Raw genomic sequence first — 18,531 nt, forward strand, 5'->3', positions numbered from 1 at the left:
AATTATCCTAAAAAAGTGAGAAAAAACCTAGGATAAGAAGCCTTTTTTCATACGTATTTGCCTCTTAAATAAGGATTTACAAAAACAGTGGATATACCGTCCCATATATTTCCCTAAGCCCGATAAATGGGTTAAATTAGCCAAAAAAACACCCTTAGTTATCAAAGATTCTAAAAGTACCCAAGTTCCCTTTTTAAAGAGCATTCAACCCTGGGTTTTTTTTCCCTCCGCTGGCTTGATTGTTTTATTTGTTACACTCACCTTGATCTTCCAAGAATCCGTAGGAGATTTATTTGAATCTGCACAATCCTACATTTCTACAAGGTTTGGTTGGCTTTACGTCCTAGCTGTAAATGTTATTCTGATTTTCTGTATTTACCTTGGGTTTAGCAGATATAAAACCATCCGTCTTGGAGGGAAGGACGCCAAACCCGAATTCAGTACCTGGGCATGGTTAAGTATGCTTTTCAATGCAGGTATAGGATTGGTTTTGATGTTTTATGCAGTAGCTGAACCGGTTAGTCACTTTTCAAATCCTCCTTATGGGGAAGCGGGAACTTTGACCGCTGCTAAAAATGCCCTCAACTTATCCTATTTGCATTGGGGCCTCCACGGCTGGGGTGTATATGCTTTAATGGGATTATCCATCGCTTTTTTCAAATACAATAAAGGACTTCCTCTTGGAGTGCGTTGGATTTTATATCCATTATTAGGGGATCGGCTGAAAGGTCCAATTGGTCATTTCATTGATACCATGGCCGTAGTTGCTACCATGTTTGGTCTGGCCACTACCCTAGGATTAGGAATTCAACATATCAATTCTGGTATGGAATACCTATTCAATATCCCTATCAGTGCCAATGTTCAAGTAATCCTGATAGGAATCATCACTATTTGTGCCACCGCTTCAGTGGTTTCAGGTTTACATAATGGAATTCAAGTCCTTAGTAAAATAGCATCTATTATGGCGATTACCCTAATGGCTTTTATGATCATCGTAGGACCCACCTTATTTATCCTTGGCTCGACTGTTCAGAGTACCGGCTCTTATATTCAAAGCCTTATCGGTACTGCGACTTGGATGGAAGTTTATCGGGGAACGCATTGGATGGATAGCTGGACCTTTTTTTATTGGGCTTGGTGGTTCGCCTGGGCTCCATTCGTGGGACTATTTATTGCAAGGATTTCAAGAGGTAGAACGATTCGCGAATTCATGATGGGAGTATTACTTGGTCCTACAGCAGCTAGTATCATATGGATTTCCATCTTTGGAAATACTGCTTTTTATGTGGAATTATTCGGGCCAGGAGGAATAAGTGAAGCAGTTCAGGAAAATATCAACACAGGTCTATATTCACTACTTGAATTATACCCTCTTCCTTACCTAAGTATCTTTTTTGTGGTACTTGCCGGAGTTATTTTCTTTGTTACTTCTTCCGATAGTGGATCATTGGTAATCGACTTTATCACCAGTGGTGGAAGAGATGACACCCCTGTCAAACTACGAATTTTCTGGGCATTAATCGAAGGGGCAGTAGCTTCAGTATTAGTGTTGGGAGGAGGATTGATTGCCCTTCAAACTGGTTCTCTAGTTACTGGATTACCCGTATGTATATTGATGCTAGTAGTTTGCTATTCAATCTTTAAAGCACTCAAAAAATATAGAGTAGAACATAAAGAAAGCCACGAATAGGAATTATTCGTGGCTTTTATAGAAAGGGCTGTTGACCGAAGTTTTACTATTTGGTGACAGCCTCTTTTTTTGAATCAGGCATTTCTATTTTATAATAAGGAACATTTTCAGCTGGCAGAGGAGCATTTCCCAAAATAATGTCAGCAGCTTTTTCAGCCACCATCATCACAGGAGAATAAATATTTCCATTGGTAACATAAGGGAATACAGAAGCATCCACTATTCTGAGGTTTTCCACTCCATGTACTTTCATGGTTTTAGGGTCGGTTACATCCATTGGGCCCACACCCATTCTACAAGTCGAACATGGATGATAGGCACTTTCACCTTCTTTGGCTACGAAGTCCAAAATCTCTTCATCCGTCTGGACATCCTTACCAGGGGAAAGTTCCTCCCCTCTCAATTCACCCATGGCATTTGTCTCAATAATTTTTCGCGACAAGCGAATGGCTTCCACCCACTCTTTACGCTCTTTTTCTGTGGACAGGTAATTGAAAAGAATACTCGGGTAGTCTTTTGGATCTGCTGATTTAATTTTCACTCTTCCTCTCACATCCGTGTTCATTGGACCCACGTGAAGCTGAAATCCATGTCCCTCCTTTGGGGCAGAACCATCGTAGCGGATTGCCAAAGGCAAAAAGTGGAATTGTAAATTTGGATATTCTACAGTGTCATTGCTTCGGATAAATCCTCCTGCCTCAAAATGATTGGAAGCTCCTAGTCCTTTTCTCCTGAATAACCAGTCGAACCCGATTTTTGGTGCTCTCCAGGGGCTCAAAGCTGGAAATAAACTAACCGGCTTTTTACAGGCCCACTGAACATATACTTCCAAATGATCCTGAAGATCTTCTCCTACTCCTGGCAAATCATGCACCACTGGGATTCCCAAACTTTTCAAATGTGGGGCATTTCCTACTCCTGAAAGCTGAAGTAATTGAGGCGTATTGATCGCCCCTCCACAACAAATGATTTCCTTGGCATATACTTGCTTGACGTTTCCTCCTTTTTGATATTCTACCCCAACCGCTTTTTTCCCTTCAAAAAGAATCCTCATCACCATGGCTGAGGTTTCTACATGAAGATTCTTTCGGTGTTTTATTGGATGAATATAGGCACGGGCAGCATTCAATCTTCTAGACTTGTATATGGTCTGATCAAACTTCCCGAAACCTTCTTGTTGGTATCCATTCACATCATCTGTCAAAGGATATCCTGCTTCCTTAACTGAATTAAAAAAGGCATCAAACAACGGATTATTACACTTGGGAGTAGTCAACTTCAAGTTTCCTTTGTCCCCTCGGTAATCGTCCCCTCCAATCAATCGCTCCTCCACTCTTTTAAAATAGGGAAGACAATGAGCATAATCCCAATCTTCCAAGCCTTTATCCTGAGACCATTTATTGAAATCCATGGCATTACCACGGATCCAAATCATCCCATTGATACAGGAAGATCCCCCCAAAACTTTCCCGCGTGGCTGGGCAATTCTGCGGTTATTCATATAAGGCTCCGGGTCTGAAGAATAACCCCAATTGTAATGGGTCCCCGTTAAAAGGTAGGTGAGTGCTGCAGGCATATGAATTCTAAAATCCAGGGTATAATCTGGTTTTCCAGCTTCTAGTACCAACACTTCTTTTGAGGGGTCTTGACTTAGTCTGTTGGTAAGGACAGCACCAGCAGAACCGCCTCCAACAATTATATAATCGTACTTCATAGTAATCAATATTTTGAGGTTATTAAACCTACTAGGGTCCTTGCATCTCCTAGTTCAACTCTAATTTACTCCTCTGTAATCCAATAATTTAAATAGCCTGAAGGGGTTTCCAAGACTATTTTATAGTATTCTGAATCTGAATTTTCCGGGGAAAATGTGAATTTTTCATCAGAGAGATTTACCTCTCCTATAGACTGGTAGTCATCAGTTCCACCCATTTTAAAATGATTGGTAGTACTAATCCAAACTTTTCCTGTCCCTGTTTTAGAAAGCGAATTCCATGTCAAATGAATTTGTTCTCCTTTTTCAACCGCTTTGAAATTACTCACATCCACCTGCCCAATAAATGGAACACCATCCAACTCCATTGCATGTTCCTTAGGGATTTCAAGATCCAAGAAGTTGACGATGGATGGGAAAATATCTACAGTAGCGCCTACTTCATTAAAATGAGCATTGGTCTCTGGATAATTAGTAGCAATCCAAACACTTCTCTCACGCTCACTTTGACCACCATGACCATATCCACTATCCTCTCTACCGTGGTCTGTGGTAATGACAATTAGCCAATCTTCATTATACTTAGATTCTCGTTTTTTGATTGCATCCCAGACTCTTCCTACTTGGATATCTGCCTTTTGGATGGCGTCAACAAACTGTGGGCTATTGCCGAACTTATGAGACATATCATCAGTAAACTCCAAGTACATCCAGGTTAGATCTGGTGATTTTTCTAATATTTCCTCTGCCGCTTTTTTTGAAACCTCTTCATCGATCAAATGAATATAGGTTCGTTCTTCATCATGAGGATAACTGACGGTATCTATTTCCAAACCATCAAAATGATAATCAACGGTCAAATTACCAGTTTGGGGAAGACCATCTCCCACCAATTTGGTTCTGTTGTCTAACCAAGTAGAATAAATAGCATTCTTTTTTTCAGGGTTGTTATTCTTGAGTACCCTAAATAACGTGGGGTAATGATAATTCGGATCTTTAATAGAATTCCCCCAAACATTGTGTTTGTTTGCCCAAACTCCGGTAAGCACCGTATTGTAACCTACAGCTGAAATGGTGGGTGTTTGGCTGTAACCATCTTTTTCACCACCCATCATTGCTTTGGTTATTCCTCCTTCAGCTATGATTTTATCCAAATTTGGGGTAGGAACCGTATCCAGAACATCATCAGGAATGCCGTCTAAGATTACAAATATGGCTTTTTTAGCAGTTGGTTGATTTTTCTCTTCGGTAGTACAAGATTGTAATGCCACCAATACGAGGCATACAGCTACAAATAGGTTTTTCATTGTAGTTATTATAAATGGAGGAAGCCCGGCACATTTACCGGGCTATTTATCTTACTTGATTAGTTTATTCCCATCCAAAGATCTGAACTAGATTTGGATTTAAAGTTACTTGTTGAATTGGGATAGGTCGGTAATAATATTTAGGCTCCACGAAGTTTCTTTCCTTCGTTTCAGTAACCATGTTACCTCCATTCTCACCATCTGTTAAGAATACATCTACATTATCGTCAATTGTTCCAGCCTTGTAGTAAATCAAAGCTTCACCCAGACTGTTTTTTTCTTTATCATCTCCAACAGGGATAGTACTGTCCTTATCCACTAAAATAATGTCTTCTATTCCATCTCCCGTCATATCGTATTTTCCAAGACCTGGAAAATACATCCCCTCTGGAATATTTTCCAGAAGTTTACCTGCATTCCATCTCATCAAATCATCATACCGATATCCTTCCAAGGCCAACTCTACTCTTCTTTCTCTTCTGATTTCAAGTAGTACACCTTGGTTAGCACCTGAAACTGAAGGATATTTAGAAGTCAAGAATTGATCAGGATTTCCATTGGCTGCTGCCATTTCCAAATTTGGCATACCTACTCTTTGTCTCAAAACATTAATGGTCATGTCTAAATCTCCTTGGCTTAATTCATTCAATTCAGCTTTTGCCTCTGCATGAATCAATAAGGTTTCCGCAAATCGATACACAGGGAAATCATCACTGGATACTTCCACATTATCAATGCTGTTAACATAGCCTTTCAATTGATGATATCCAGTAAAATTTTTATTTAGAGATTGAATGTATGGAGTAGCATCAGGCTGTCTTATCCAGCCTGGATAAACGACAGTTTGACTTAACCTTGGGTCTCTATTCTGAAACTCCTCTACAAAAACTTTTTCATTGTAACCTTCCAAATCGGTAAACCTCGATCCGTCTTTCATCAAATAACTTAATACTAGATCCTTTGAAGGAGATTGCTCATAATCACCAAAGATGACGGTATTGAAATTAGCTCCTCGGTCTTTATTGGAATCATAAATATTAGCTAAAATTACTTCAGGGTGGCCTACCAAATCCTGTGCACCAAATAAAGATCCATAATCACTTTCTGGATTTCCAGAGTTAAAAATGGAAAACAAACCTGAATTCATGATTTCTAGAGAAACGTTCTTAGCTTTTTCCAAAAATGCCGCTGCACTTCCTTCTAATCCCAATTCAGTATGGTATTTTCTATAAGTTCCCTCATATAAAGCTACTCTCGCAGTAAATGCTTTGACTGCCCAAACATCAGGAGTACCTGTAGGAACTGATTCTCTTACATTTGCCATAGCAAAGTCCAAGTCTTCCATGACCTTGGTCATGACCATTTCCCGGGAATCTCTGGGCTTATATAAATCTTCATCACCTGGACTCAACGTACTTTCATACCATGGTACATCAGAATATCTTTTTACCATGTTGAAATAGAACAACGCACGATAATACCTCGCCAAACCTACATAATGGGCAATCCCTTCCTCGGTACCCGTGGCTTTGCTGTAGTTATCAAGGAAATAATTGATGTTTCTAAGTGTTCCCCAGTTCCAGCCACTGGTAATTGTCTGTGAACTTGGAGAACCTGTCATGATATTTTTTATTTCAATGGCGCCGGTAGTGGCACTATTGTCACTGCTTTGGTCAGCTAAATAACTTCCAGGTCCAGCCATGGTAAGTAACCCATTTACATACAATTCTAAATCTTCCTCTGTTTTGAAAAACTCTTCAGGAGCTACTGAAGTCTGAGGATATTTATCTAGAAAATCATCGTTACATGAAGCTAAAAGGAAAGCTGCACTTAAATAAAGGAAATATTTTTTCATGATTTTTTCTATTCTTAATTACAGATCTATGTTGATTCCGAATGCAAATTTTCTCTGGAATGGATATGAATTTGCATCTCCACTCGACGCATTAACCGATTCCGGATCCACATATTTCTTGATGGCAGAGATTTCATATAAGTTCTCTCCCGTTACATAAAATCTTACTTTGGTTACGTTTAGCCTTTCTGTCAACACCTGAGGAAGGCTATAACCAAGAGTGATATTTTTAAGTCTTAAATAAGCACCACTTAGCAAATAGTTGGTTTGAGGAATATCCAACCCTGCTCCATAATTAGCATCTGCCAACCAAGATTGAAGTACCGGATAGCTTGAATCCAAATTTTGCTCTGCTAAGCCCGCTTCAATGTAAGATTGAGAATGCTGAGCCAATAAATCAGTTCCATCTGCCTCTGCTCTGTAGAAATCAAGGTTCCAAGGATAAACATTCCCGTAAGGCTGTTGGTAAGGTCCCCAGAAGAGGTAACGGCTTGGGTAATAATCTCTTTTAGCTACGCCTTGTAAGAAAAGGGATAAATCAAATCCACTCCAGCCTACGTTAATGTTAGCTCCATATCGATATCTAGCAGTAGTGTTACCAATTAATCTCAAGTCCTTTGGATCATCTTGGGATTGACCTCTTTCGATTTTACCATCATTATCTTGGTCTACATACTTTGGCCAGCCTGGAACAATGTCCAAAGCTCCCCATGGTACGATACTGGATTGATCCAATTGAGCAATTTCATCTTCATTGGCAAATAACCCATCACTTTCAAGCCCCCACAACTCACCCACTTCCTGGCCTACTCTCCAATTGGAAAATAAGTTTTGCTCATTTTGGAATTTGGTAATGGTAGATCTAGAATCTGAAAGGATCATTTTCACACCAAAAGTTACTGGGTTGGATGTGCTTCCTACCTGATCTCTATATCCAATGGAAAAGTCAAATCCTTTTGTTCTTAAATCAGCTGCATTTTGCTTTGGAGGTGCGGTTCCTAATACTCCTGGAAGTTCTACTGGGTCCGTAAGCATTCCTTTGGTATCCCGGATGAAATAATCAAAAGTACCACTGATTCTATCTCCTAAAAATCCGAAATCCAAACCTACGTTTGTAGAGATTACTTCTTCCCAAGTATAGAAATTAGGATCTACCGCTAAAGATGGAGCAGAGGTAATAATGGTTTTCTTACTACCGTCTATTAGGTAACTAGACAAGTTGGTTGGCAAAGCTTGGATATATCCAAAGTTCGCTACATTCTGATTTCCTAAACTACCATAAGAGGCTCTCACTTTGAACGTAGATACTACATTGGTCAAAGGTTGGAAGAAACCTTCATCCATCATCAACCAGGAAGCAGAAACGGATGGGAAGAAGCCCCAACGGTTGTCGCTTGGGAATCTGGATGACCCATCATATCGTCCATTCACCTCAAGGATGTATTTATCATTGAAGGTGTAGTTAATTCTACCAAACAAACTTCTTACAGAATAGGCACTATAGGATGGCGTAATGAATGATTCTCCAGTAGTCAAACCTATGTATGGAAGGGAAGAGGAAATCAACACTCTTCTTTCTGCTTGAATCGTGGAGTAGTCATAATTTTCTTGGTTGTAACCTGCTAAGATTCCGAAGTTATGCTTACCAAGAGTTTTGGAATATCTACCATAAAAATCCAAGATGGTGGTATTCAAAGATCCGTTTCTTTCGATTACAGATCCATCTCCACCTTCTGTTCGGATGTCTTCAGGACCAAAGCCAATATTATATTTCTTTCTATTCCAATGGTATTTCCATTGCTCTCTTTTGAAACTGGCCGTTCCTTTGAAAATCAAATCCCCGTTTAACATGGTAGCGGTAGCTCCCAAAATATTTTGGAAACCAAACATGTTTTCTTGATTCTCTCCTCCATCTACTAACCTGGCAGCTAATCTTCCTGTCGCTGTGTTTGCCCAGGAACCATCAGGGTTGACCGCCACATCAATTGGTCTTAAGTTGTAAACACTTGTAATATTGTTGGTCGGATCTTCTCTTTTAGTCTGGTAGATGTTCAGATTATTGTCCACATCTAGCCATTTCAACGGCTTAGCAGTTACTCGAGCTCTAAGGGAATACCTTTTCCAATAGTCATCAGCTAATTTATTTAGTCCGTTTTCATTGGTATAATCACCTGAGACGTAATAGCCCATTGGCATTTTTCCACCACTATTTCCACTAATCGCTAAACTATGGTTGGTAGAAAAGCTGGATTTATTGAAGAAGTAATCATACCAGTCATAATTACCCATGTAAGCCCAACGATTTGGGTTATTGGGATCTAATCTAGTATCCTCGATAGAAGGATCTTCTGATCTTTCTTTTGCCCATTGGTAATGCGCATCAGAATAATTGACATAATCCCAAGGTGTATTATTGGTAGATGTTTCCAACACTCTGGAATGGATATACGGATCTGTTACAGGTTCTGGAAGTACAGAAGGTCGACCCCATGCAAAATAGTTATTGTAGGTTATTCGCTGATTACCGGATGTTCCTTTTTTGGTGGTAATCAAAATCACTCCAAATGCGGCTCTGGCACCATAAATTGCAGCTGAAGCAGCATCTCTAAGTACGGAGTAAGATTCAATATCAGAAGGATTCAACCTCAATAAATCGCTGTTGTTTCCTGCAATTCCATCAATTATAATCAAAGGGTCTCCTCCATTGATAGAAGTAAAACCTCTAATATTGATATTAGGAACGGATCCAGGTCTACCTCCTTGATAGGTAATGTTCAAACCAGGACTCATCCCTTGAAGTCCTTGCATAACATTCGCGATAGGTCTATCGGCAATTTCTTCTCCAGCCAATTGATCCACGGCACCCGTTACATTTACCTTTTTCTGAGTTCCGTATCCCACTACAACTACCTGCTCCAGCAACGTATCTTCTTCTTCGAAAGTAAGATCAATGATACTGTTTCCTCTCACAGGCTGCTCCATGGTCTTATATCCAATGAAAGAAAATACCAATACAGCATTTTCATTGGAAACCTCAATCGTATAAGATCCATCCAAATCAGTGATCGTACCATTTTGAGTACCTTTTTCCAATACGGATACTCCAGGCATTCCTAATCCTGATTTATCAGTGATCGTTCCTTTGATTTGAGATTGTGCGAACGAACTAATCGCAAAAGTCACAACCAAAAAAATCATAAGGCCTGTCCTCCTTATCAAGGAGTTTCGGTCTGGGATTCTTTGTAAAACTTGTTCCATATAGTATTGAGTTGAATTGTTTCTTTTTCAAATTTTCTATTCCAAAAACGGTTAAAAAATTGCCAATTTAACCAAGAATTTATTGAACATTCATTCAATATTAAATATTGTAATTTAAAATTCAAAGGAATTAAATTTCCATTTTAAATAGTTAATAATAATTTAATACTTAGTGTTAGTAATTAATCCTGAAGAAATGAATCAATAATAAAATGCTAAAAATTGAAGTTTTTCCACAAAAAATTGACCCATTGATTATAGCAAGCTGCTTATTTGCAGTTTATGAATCATTGAATGGAATTATATAAAAAAACATAAGCCACCCTTAAATGATGGCTTATTAGATAATTGTCAATTCAGAAAAATATGGTTTTTTATCGCAGAGGGAAATATTCATTTTCCACCTGACCATCTTCATATAATTTTAAAATTGCATATCCAGGAGGAGTCTCCAAGTAATACTGTTTACCAGCAGATTCCTGATCTCCATCTCCCCACCAAAATCCACTAAGGGATCCATTACAGAAATAATGTACATCATTGTACCAAGTTCTGTCCAACAAATGTTGATGACCACTCAAACACACCCGAACCTTATCTTTATGTTGGTAGAATAATTTTTTCAATTCTTTATGGTCCTGATGCTGACCACCTACCAGCGCATTGGTAATGGATGTAATTGGAAAATGAGACATGACTAAGGTTGGAGTATTTTCGGCAAGTTGAATTAGGTCATTTTCTAACCAGTTCATCTGCTCTTCCCCAAGGCTAATTCCCTCATGATTTCCATCCAAAATGACAAAATGCCAGCCATTTTTATCAAAGCTGTAATAAGGTGATGGCATCCCCAAACGTTCCACTACATAAGGCTTCCCATACATCGGCTCTTGATTTTTATCAGCAACATCCCACCAAGGATCGTGGTTACCAATACAGCTATACACTTCACTTTCTTTGATTTCTTCCCTGAATTGATCCCAAACTTCCCATTGTGCAATGACTCGATCCTTTGTCACTCCTTCATACGAAGCATCATGGATGCTATCCCCTCCATTTAGATAAAAATCGGGTTTATGTTTTTTAACGATTTTCAACCAGTCTATGGCTCTAGAAGGAACATCTTCTTCGGGCCGAATATGAACGTCAGTAATATGGGCAACTGTTAACACCGGTTTTTTAGCAGAATTAATGTCTTTAGCAGATGAAACGGTAGGCAATCCTATTCCTGCAGAAATAAATCCAGCATTTGTTAAAAACTTCCTTCTATTCATATTCTCTTTAAATCAATTTTTCCTGACTAAAAGCCATGAAAATCAGCATTTTTTGAATTATTTTTATTTTTAGTCACCCGATTTCTGTTGAATGACCATTCAATATTATATATTGTAAAAGTCAAAACAAAAGAATTTACTCTAATTAAAGAGTGCATTAACTTTATTTTAATAATTAATTAACATGGCCACAAAGGTTTCTGCTGATAGGAAAAGAGAAATAATTGAAGGGTTTTATCAGCTTTCCAAAGAAAATGGAATTGAAAACACATCCATTGCCAAAATCGGAAAACACCTGGGGATGCCCCCTAGTCTGATCATGCATTATTTCCCCACCAGGGACATTTTAATTTCTAATCTCATCTCATTTATTCTAAAGAGATTATTGCAAATTTATACACCTATTATCAAGGAATTGAGGGTTCAAAACTATACCGACCCTCATACATTTGTAGAGCGAATGTTTTCGAGAGACTGGAACCTATTGATTGATGATGGAGTATTTTATAGTTGCTTTAGCTTGATTTTCAGGAATGATACTATTAAGCGGGAATACCGAAACCTTCATCTCAAACTCAGAGAAAATTTGAAGGAGATTCTTGATCAAGATGAAAAATTGAATAAAAAAGATACTGCATTACTTTCTGAGCAAATCTTTGTAGTAGTAGAAGGTGCTTACTATTATTTATCCATGATTGATGATGAGGAGCTTTACGAGCAAAAAGTCGAGATTTTTAAAAATCAGGTTTACGATTTACTAAGAGGCTAAATTCTTACCAGTACTCAATTTTTTAAAATCGTTTTGCAACTCCTAAAGCAAATGACGTCACATCATAAATATTAGACCTTACATCCTGGGATAAAACAGCAACCATCTCCCAGCCATTTGAAATTTCTACTCCATATTCCAAACTTATAGGACCCTGTAATGGTAGGAGCAATAGGTCTTTCACGCTCTACCACACCTCCCTCATCTCCTGTTTCGATAAAATAATTCTCGTTGACAAAATCCGTTTGAACCCCCAAAGCAAACTTATTTGAAAACCAATAGCTGTAATCCACTGCAAAAGAAGGGACCATGGTAAATTGCTTTTTCCCTTCACTGGATCTGCCCTGACCAATTCTGGAATGACCCAATAATAAGGCAATCACATGTTTTCCTTCCTTCGTTTCCTTCTCTATCTCTTCCTGTGCTTTTAATTCTGAAAAAGAGCTTAGAATCAAAAGAACAATTGTAAAGTGAAAAATTCTATTCATGTGGTAGTAGTTAAAAGCTTATTACAAATTACAAATCAACTGGAATCGAAAAAAGCAGGAACTGTGTCCTGCTCTGATTTCCTGTTTAAAACTACGGAATGTTATTGCGCATTTTTAGAAAGAGTCATCTCGAAAAATTGATACCAATTCTCTCCTTTCTTAATTTCTCCAATTTCAAACCAAGTTTCTTGTTCATCAATCCGGATGATGTATCGAATATCTTCCCTTGGATACCAATAGAAATTACCATTAATAGTCTCTGCTTTGAATTCTCCTTTTCGGCCGTTTTGTAGATAGGATTGAAAGGAGTATTGATCTTTTTCTCCTCCAAAGGTTACTATGGCCATTGCATTATGAATGATTTGATCATGAGTCTTTCCCTGTCCTTCAATCAAAATTGCTGTAGAGTCCAATTTAAACTGGATGTGTTCTGTTTGGGTAAACTCATATCTTTCCCGGTCAGCTCCCATCATCCATCCACTTCCTGACCATGATCCGATTAAGTGTTGAAGAGAACTTATCGCCTCTTTTGAAACAGGATCGGTTTCTACGTTTTGAGAAAACGCCTGGTACTGAACTCCTGTAAGAACCCAGATTCCTAACATAATTTTAAATAAGTTTTTCATTTGTAAACTGGTTTATTTTATAAACTAAAATGACAAAAAATTTTAATGGATGTAATTCTTTAAATTTTCTACATAGTCTTCAAAAGCCTTTATCCCTTTGGAAGTAATTTTACAGGTGGTCAAAGGTCTTTTACCTTTAAACGATTTATGGATTTTGATATAACCTGCCTTTTCGAGTTTATCCAACTGAACACTCAGATTACCCGCGGTCGCTTCCGTTTTTTCCTTTAAGAAAGTAAACTCTGCTTCCTCCAGTCCTATCAACAATGACATGACTGCCAGTCTTAATTGAGAGTGAAGAAGAGGATCAAGTGGCTTAAACACGTTCACGGTAGTTTTTTTTCAAATAATATCCGGGCACAAGATATCCTAAAATGATGGCAATCCCTGCTACTAGGTACTGATCCATGACCGGTAATGTAAAAGCAACGATGGCTCCTATACCAAGGATTACTCCACCCAGTTTAACTACGTTGACCCGAATAAGAGTCCCCGTAACAAACATTCCCAAAGCTGCCAAAATTAAAATCACCGGATTCTGATTGAATTCCAAAATATTCATAAATCCCAACACGATGATAATTCCAACAAACACGGCAATCCACAATTGGCTGATCACGATGTCTAAATGAGTTCTGACTCTTGCCTTTTTTCCCTTTCGAATACCATGCACCGTGCTTACAATCGTCGTTGGGATCACTAATAGCCATATCAAATAGGAATTGGCTATCCCTGCTTTCATCAAAGCATAATGCCCCAAATTACAGATGGATATCGCCCACCCCCATAGTAGAATCTGAAAACTTCCATCTCCAGCTACTTCCCTTTTCGCTTTTCTGATCATGTCAGTAATCAGTGCTAATGAATCTTTACTGCTAAGCTCTTTTTCCATAATAGTTTTTTGTTTTCTTGCTATAACGGAACAAATATAAATAGGTTTACATTATAAACCTATTTATATACAAATATTTATGAATCAATTGTTTGAAACGAAGAAAGATGCCTAATTTTAATAATAAAGGAACATACCAATTATGAAAGATATCTTTGATCCAGCTGTCACTGCTAAACTAATAGACAGGATCAATCAATTGACACCTGAAACTCAAGGACTTTGGGGAAAAATGAGTGTAGACCAAATGCTTGCACATTGTAATGTGGCCTATGAAATGGCATTTACTGATAAGCATGCAAAACCTAATGCGTTGGTTCGGTTTCTCCTAAAGACTTTCGTCAAAAATGGGGTTGTCAATGAAAAACCCTACCCAAAAAATGTAAGGACTGCTCCTGCTTTTATCATTGCTGACTCTAGAAATTTCAATGAGGAAAAGGAACGTTTGATTGGTTACTTGAACCATACCCTAGAATTGGGAAAGGAACACTTTGAAGGAAAAGCATCTATTTCCTTCGGGCCAATGACTGCTCAAGAATGGAATAATCAATTCTATAAACATTTGGACCATCATCTGAACCAATTTGGCGTATGAATCATCCAGCAAAATCAATTCGAACATTTATAGGAGCCAAAAACTTCGAAGAGAGTACTCGATTTTACCAAACCCTAGGTTTTACTGTAAAACCTCTAAGCAAAGGGTTCTCATTAGTGACTGTTAAGGAAAATATCTGCTTTTATCTACAGGACTATTATTCCAAAGAATGGTGTGAAAACTGCATGATTTTTTTGGAAGTGGATCAGCTGGAATCTTATTGGGAAGCTATGAAAGTGCTTGGTATTCCGGATAAGTTTAAAGGAGTCAAGTTGAGCACTATCAAACATGAAGAATGGGGAAGTGAGTTTTTTCTTCACGATCCAGCAGGAGTTCTATGGCACTTTGGAGTGTTTAAAAACAACTAAGAATTACTTTTTTATTTGCTTTAAAATCAGTAGTTTAGTTCAACTAACACTAAACCAGATTTTTTATGAAAAAATTAACCTCACTATTTTTGATCTTATTTTTTGTAGGGGTTGGAGCAATGGCTCAAAACTCCAGTGGGCCAGCAGCCATGAATCAAATGTTGTCTAAAAATGTAAAATATCCAGCAGAGGTCAGAGCAGAGAATAAGTCTGGATTTGTCACTTTATCCATATCCATGGATGATTCTGGTTATCCCATGGGAAAGCCTACGGTTTATTCTTCTCATGAAAAATTATCTGAAGAGATATTAAGAACCTTTGCGTTGTTAAAAGAAAATTGGGATCCTAGTTTTTTAGATGGAAAAAAGACCGGTGAAGAATACTTGATGACTTTTGAGTTCCGCTTAAGCCAAGGAGGTGAGTTTATTAAAAATCCATTGACGAAGTATAAAACTCCTGAAAAAGTAGATCATCTTGCTGTATTAAATAAAGCAATTGAGGAAAACCCCTATTCTTCCAAACTATATCATGAAAGAGGCGAGTATTACCAAATGATTGGAGAAAACTGGCTTTCAAAATTAGACTTCAATCAAAGTACATTTCTAAAAAATCAAGAGATAACCCATGTAGTGATTGTGGGATATGGAGCATCCAATCATCCAAAATCACTTTAAAAGATTAGCAATTGTTAAGCCTAAGGAGAACTGTAATCAGTTCTCCTTTTTTATTATACATTCGGTTTTGGTTTAATTTCTTCAAAGCTACCTTTGTATCAAATTTTATTAAAATGAAGTGCCTTTATTCAATTTTTACTGTCTTATTTCTTTTTCTTCTAAGTTCTTGCTCCAATGAGAAAGTAACAAATAAAAAGGAAGCAGAAACAACTGATAATTTACAGGAGCAATTAAGCGAAGGGTTACCAATTGGAGACAACTCCAGAACCTCCTTGGATTGGAATGGGACTTATTCAGGGATCATACCCTGCGCTGACTGCGAAGGGATAGAAACCACCCTGACACTCAATCAGGATCTAACCTATTACATAGTCACCAATTATTTAGGGAGAAATGATGCTTTGGAAGAAACCTTCAACGGAACCTTCAAATGGGATGATACGGGTTCGAAAATATTCTTAGAAGGCGTAAAGTATGCTCCGAACCAATATAAAATCGGTGAAAATCAAATTTGGCAATTAGACAAATCAGGTAACATGATTACCGGAGACTTGGCCGACCATTACATCCTTTACAAAAAACCTTGATTACTTAAACCGAACGATTTTACCGTGGGATTTGGAAGTCATTTTTGCAGGAATAGATTCAGTTATCTCGTTATATAGGAGCTCTACTAATTTTTGTTTCAGGTAACTGCGGTTCAAAATTATACTTACTTCCCGAATAGGAGGTACTCCAAAAAATGGACGAATTCTTGATTTTTCCTCATCGGATAAGTCAAACGTAGCTAACTCTGGAAGCAAGGTGACTCCTTGGTATTTATTGACCATGTTTTTTAGGCCTTCCAAAGATCCACTTTCATAATGGAAGTTACTGGGCCCACTCAATCTTTGATCACATAGATTGATCACCTGGTCCCTGAAACAGTGACCTTGTTGTAAAATCCACAAGTCCTCTTGATTGATCATTTCTGGCCTGAATTCTTTTTCTTTCAATAAGGGATGGCCTTTGGACAAATAGGCATAGAATTTTTCATAAAACATAGGCTTTTCGACCACCCCAATTTCATGAAGTGGAGTGACTACAATCCCTAAATCCAACTCATCATTTTTGAGTTTTCTGACAATTTCTTCGGTCATCATTTCCTGAACTTCCATTTTCACCTTTGGATATTTTTCAAGAAACTTTCTAATAAAAAGATGAAGTAAATAAGGAGCGAGCGTAGGAATAATCCCCAGCTTAATCACGCCAGAAATATCTCCCTTCAATTGGGCCACCAACTCAAAAATTCCTTTGCTTTCAGATACTACTCTTTTGGCTTGGCCAATAATCTGAACTCCAATCTCGGTGGGAATTACAGGCATTTTGCTTCTATCAAACAAAATCACCCCTAATTCTCTTTCCAGCTTACTCAACTGTGCGCTTAATGTGGGTTGGGTAACAAAGCAACTTTCAGCTGCATGCCCAAAATGCCGATGTTTATCCACGGCAATTAAATATTCTAGTTGTTGAATAGTCATGAAAGTAGGTTTAGGTTAATAAAAGTAAAGATTTTTCGAGAACCCTCTAGCGAACCCAAACAAGGAACCTGGATACCTTTGGTCAAAATAAGGTTTGAAAATTTCACTAAACTTCAGAAAAACAGTAATTTATTTCCTCTAATCGTGAATAGACAATCAACAAACCCAAAATAAATACAAATGAGTAAATCTTCTTTTTCAAGAAGGAAGTTTATTGGGACTTCCCTTCTTAGCTCTATCGGTCTTAGTAGCATCCCTGCACTCTCTTTTGCCAAATCTAATCCCGCCTTTAAAAAAGATTCCGAGACCATCAAACTGGGCTTTATTGGTGTAGGTAGGCAGGCAATGGGACTGCTTAATAATATGATGAACAATCCTTCTGTGGATGTGATAGCAGGCGCAGATGTATACGAAATAAAGCTACAGCGTTTTAAAGAACGCGTGGCAAGGAATTATGAGGAACATCAGCGAGAAGCCAAAGAAGTTCGTCTATATGCAGATTATAAGGAATTGTTGGCAAACCCTGAGGTAGATGCAGTAGTCATCGCCTCACCAGACCATTGGCATGCTATGATGGCAATTGATGCTTGCCATGCAGGAAAAGATATTTACCTGGAAAAGCCGCTGACATTTACCATTCATGAAGGGCAGGAATTAATCAAAGCAGTAAGAGGGAACAATATTGTGTTAGCTGTTGGTAGTATGCAACGCTCCGCTGCAAATTTCCAACATGCTGTACGAATGGTGCAAAAAGGAAACCTAGGTAAAATTACTGAAGTGCTGGTCAATGTGGGAACTCCTCCTCATCCCAAGCCATACGATTTACCAAAGCAGGAAATTCCGGCAGGATTAGATTGGAAAACTTGGACTGGTCCTCTTCCAGATATTCATTATAACGAAGAACTAAACCCTCCTATCAGTTTAAATCCTGAACAAAATGAAAAAGTGTGGGGAGCTTGGAGATGGTATGAAGAAACCGGTGGTGGATTGATGACCGATTGGGGTGCACATATGATTGACATAGCACAATGGGGAATAGGAATGGATAGAAACGGACCAGTGGAGATTATACCTGCAACAGATTCCAGTCCACTCACCTATTTTTATCCAAATGGTGTAAAGATACATATCACTCCATTTGATGAGGGGCGACAAGGAGTCAAGTTCTTTGGTGAAAAGGGCTGGATAAAAGTTTCACGTGGCCAATACGATACCAATGTTCCGGCATGTGAAAGAAAATTCAGTAATGAAGAAACCAGATTCAATGCTCATCACGTCGATTTTATCGATTCTGTCAAAATGAGAAAAGATCCAATTGTTCCTGTGGAAATAGGCCATAGCACTTGTACTTCCTGCACTTTGGGAAATATCGCTCATAAACTGGGAAGACCATTGAAATGGGATCCAACGAAACAAGTGTTTATCGATGATTTTGAAGCCAACACGCATTTGCATTATGTGTACCAGCATGGGTATTCCTTAGGCTAATTCAAACTTTCTC

At 38.2% G+C, this 18,531-nt stretch carries 17 protein-coding genes; 7 read left to right on the forward strand and 10 right to left on the reverse strand.

All coding sequences use genetic code 11. The features are described 5' to 3' along the window. The first annotated feature begins 202 nt into the window (after positions 1-202). On the forward strand, positions 203-1,693 hold the full coding sequence (locus JYB62_RS14325) for a BCCT family transporter (protein WP_205646647.1): 1,491 nt from the start codon (positions 203-205) through the stop codon (positions 1,691-1,693). A gap of 46 nt (positions 1,694-1,739) precedes the next feature. Here JYB62_RS14325 and betA read toward each other — a convergent pair whose 3' ends face one another. From betA to JYB62_RS14350, 5 genes are all read right to left on the reverse strand, one after another. Beyond that, positions 1,740-3,407 carry a choline dehydrogenase gene (betA, locus tag JYB62_RS14330; RefSeq protein WP_205646103.1) on the reverse strand — a complete coding sequence of 556 codons (1,668 nt, stop codon included), beginning with the start codon at positions 3,405-3,407 and terminating at the stop codon, positions 1,740-1,742. A 65-nt stretch (positions 3,408-3,472) separates the two neighbouring features. Further along, positions 3,473-4,714: an alkaline phosphatase family protein gene (locus JYB62_RS14335; RefSeq protein ID WP_205646104.1), complete on the reverse strand. Its 1,242-nt coding sequence runs from the start codon at positions 4,712-4,714 to the stop codon at positions 3,473-3,475. Between the two features lie 64 nt (positions 4,715-4,778). Next, positions 4,779-6,569, reverse strand: a complete 1,791-nt coding sequence (locus JYB62_RS14340; protein WP_205646105.1) for a RagB/SusD family nutrient uptake outer membrane protein — start codon at positions 6,567-6,569, stop codon at positions 4,779-4,781. 18 nt (positions 6,570-6,587) lie between these two features. Continuing rightward, positions 6,588-9,827 (reverse strand): SusC/RagA family TonB-linked outer membrane protein, encoded by a 3,240-nt coding sequence (locus JYB62_RS14345; RefSeq protein WP_205646106.1) that lies wholly within the window; start codon positions 9,825-9,827, stop codon positions 6,588-6,590. Positions 9,828-10,201: 374 nt separating this feature from the next. Then, positions 10,202-11,098 (reverse strand): metallophosphoesterase family protein, encoded by an 897-nt coding sequence (locus tag JYB62_RS14350; RefSeq protein ID WP_205646107.1) that lies wholly within the window; start codon positions 11,096-11,098, stop codon positions 10,202-10,204. A 184-nt stretch (positions 11,099-11,282) separates the two neighbouring features. Here JYB62_RS14350 and JYB62_RS14355 point away from each other — a divergent pair, with 184 nt between their 5' ends. After that, positions 11,283-11,867 (forward strand): TetR family transcriptional regulator, encoded by a 585-nt coding sequence (locus JYB62_RS14355; RefSeq protein WP_205646108.1) that lies wholly within the window; start codon positions 11,283-11,285, stop codon positions 11,865-11,867. Positions 11,868-11,938: 71 nt separating this feature from the next. On the opposite strand, the gene JYB62_RS14360 is transcribed toward JYB62_RS14355, so the two are convergent. The 4 genes from JYB62_RS14360 to JYB62_RS14375 form a co-directional block, all read right to left on the reverse strand. Next, positions 11,939-12,355, reverse strand: coding sequence for a hypothetical protein (locus JYB62_RS14360; protein WP_205646109.1), 417 nt, complete (start codon positions 12,353-12,355; stop codon positions 11,939-11,941). Positions 12,356-12,456: 101 nt separating this feature from the next. Further along, positions 12,457-12,981, reverse strand: coding sequence for a hypothetical protein (locus JYB62_RS14365; protein ID WP_205646110.1), 525 nt, complete (start codon positions 12,979-12,981; stop codon positions 12,457-12,459). A gap of 42 nt (positions 12,982-13,023) precedes the next feature. Continuing rightward, on the reverse strand, positions 13,024-13,305 hold the full coding sequence (locus tag JYB62_RS14370; protein ID WP_317194676.1) for a winged helix-turn-helix domain-containing protein: 282 nt from the start codon (positions 13,303-13,305) through the stop codon (positions 13,024-13,026). After that, complete coding sequence (locus JYB62_RS14375; RefSeq protein WP_205646112.1) at positions 13,298-13,873, reverse strand: hypothetical protein; 576 nt, start codon at positions 13,871-13,873, stop codon at positions 13,298-13,300. Before JYB62_RS14375 ends, JYB62_RS14370 begins: the two co-directional genes overlap by 8 nt. 142 nt (positions 13,874-14,015) lie before the next feature. Between JYB62_RS14375 and JYB62_RS14380 the strand changes: the two genes are divergently transcribed. The 4 genes from JYB62_RS14380 (at position 14,016) to JYB62_RS14395 (ending at position 16,097) form a co-directional block, all read left to right on the forward strand. Further along, complete coding sequence (locus JYB62_RS14380) at positions 14,016-14,468, forward strand: DUF1569 domain-containing protein (RefSeq protein ID WP_205646113.1); 453 nt, start codon at positions 14,016-14,018, stop codon at positions 14,466-14,468. Next, positions 14,465-14,836 carry a VOC family protein gene (locus tag JYB62_RS14385; protein ID WP_205646114.1) on the forward strand — a complete coding sequence of 124 codons (372 nt, stop codon included), beginning with the start codon at positions 14,465-14,467 and terminating at the stop codon, positions 14,834-14,836. Before JYB62_RS14380 ends, JYB62_RS14385 begins: the two co-directional genes overlap by 4 nt. A 65-nt stretch (positions 14,837-14,901) precedes the next feature. Continuing rightward, the gene (locus JYB62_RS14390; RefSeq protein ID WP_205646115.1) at positions 14,902-15,510 is read left to right on the forward strand and encodes an energy transducer TonB; all 609 of its coding nucleotides are present in this window, start codon (positions 14,902-14,904) and stop codon (positions 15,508-15,510) included. Between the two features lie 113 nt (positions 15,511-15,623). Continuing rightward, the gene (locus JYB62_RS14395) at positions 15,624-16,097 is read left to right on the forward strand and encodes a copper resistance protein NlpE (RefSeq protein WP_205646116.1); all 474 of its coding nucleotides are present in this window, start codon (positions 15,624-15,626) and stop codon (positions 16,095-16,097) included. On the opposite strand, the gene JYB62_RS14400 is transcribed toward JYB62_RS14395, so the two are convergent. Then, on the reverse strand, positions 16,098-17,030 hold the full coding sequence (locus JYB62_RS14400) for a hydrogen peroxide-inducible genes activator (RefSeq protein WP_205646117.1): 933 nt from the start codon (positions 17,028-17,030) through the stop codon (positions 16,098-16,100). A gap of 180 nt (positions 17,031-17,210) precedes the next feature. Here JYB62_RS14400 and JYB62_RS14405 point away from each other — a divergent pair, with 180 nt between their 5' ends. Beyond that, complete coding sequence (locus tag JYB62_RS14405) at positions 17,211-18,518, forward strand: Gfo/Idh/MocA family protein (RefSeq protein WP_205646118.1); 1,308 nt, start codon at positions 17,211-17,213, stop codon at positions 18,516-18,518. The last annotated feature ends 13 nt before the right edge of the window (positions 18,519-18,531 follow it).

This window comes from Algoriphagus lutimaris, from assembly GCF_017051705.1.
GTDB classification, from domain to species: domain Bacteria; phylum Bacteroidota; class Bacteroidia; order Cytophagales; family Cyclobacteriaceae; genus Algoriphagus; species Algoriphagus lutimaris.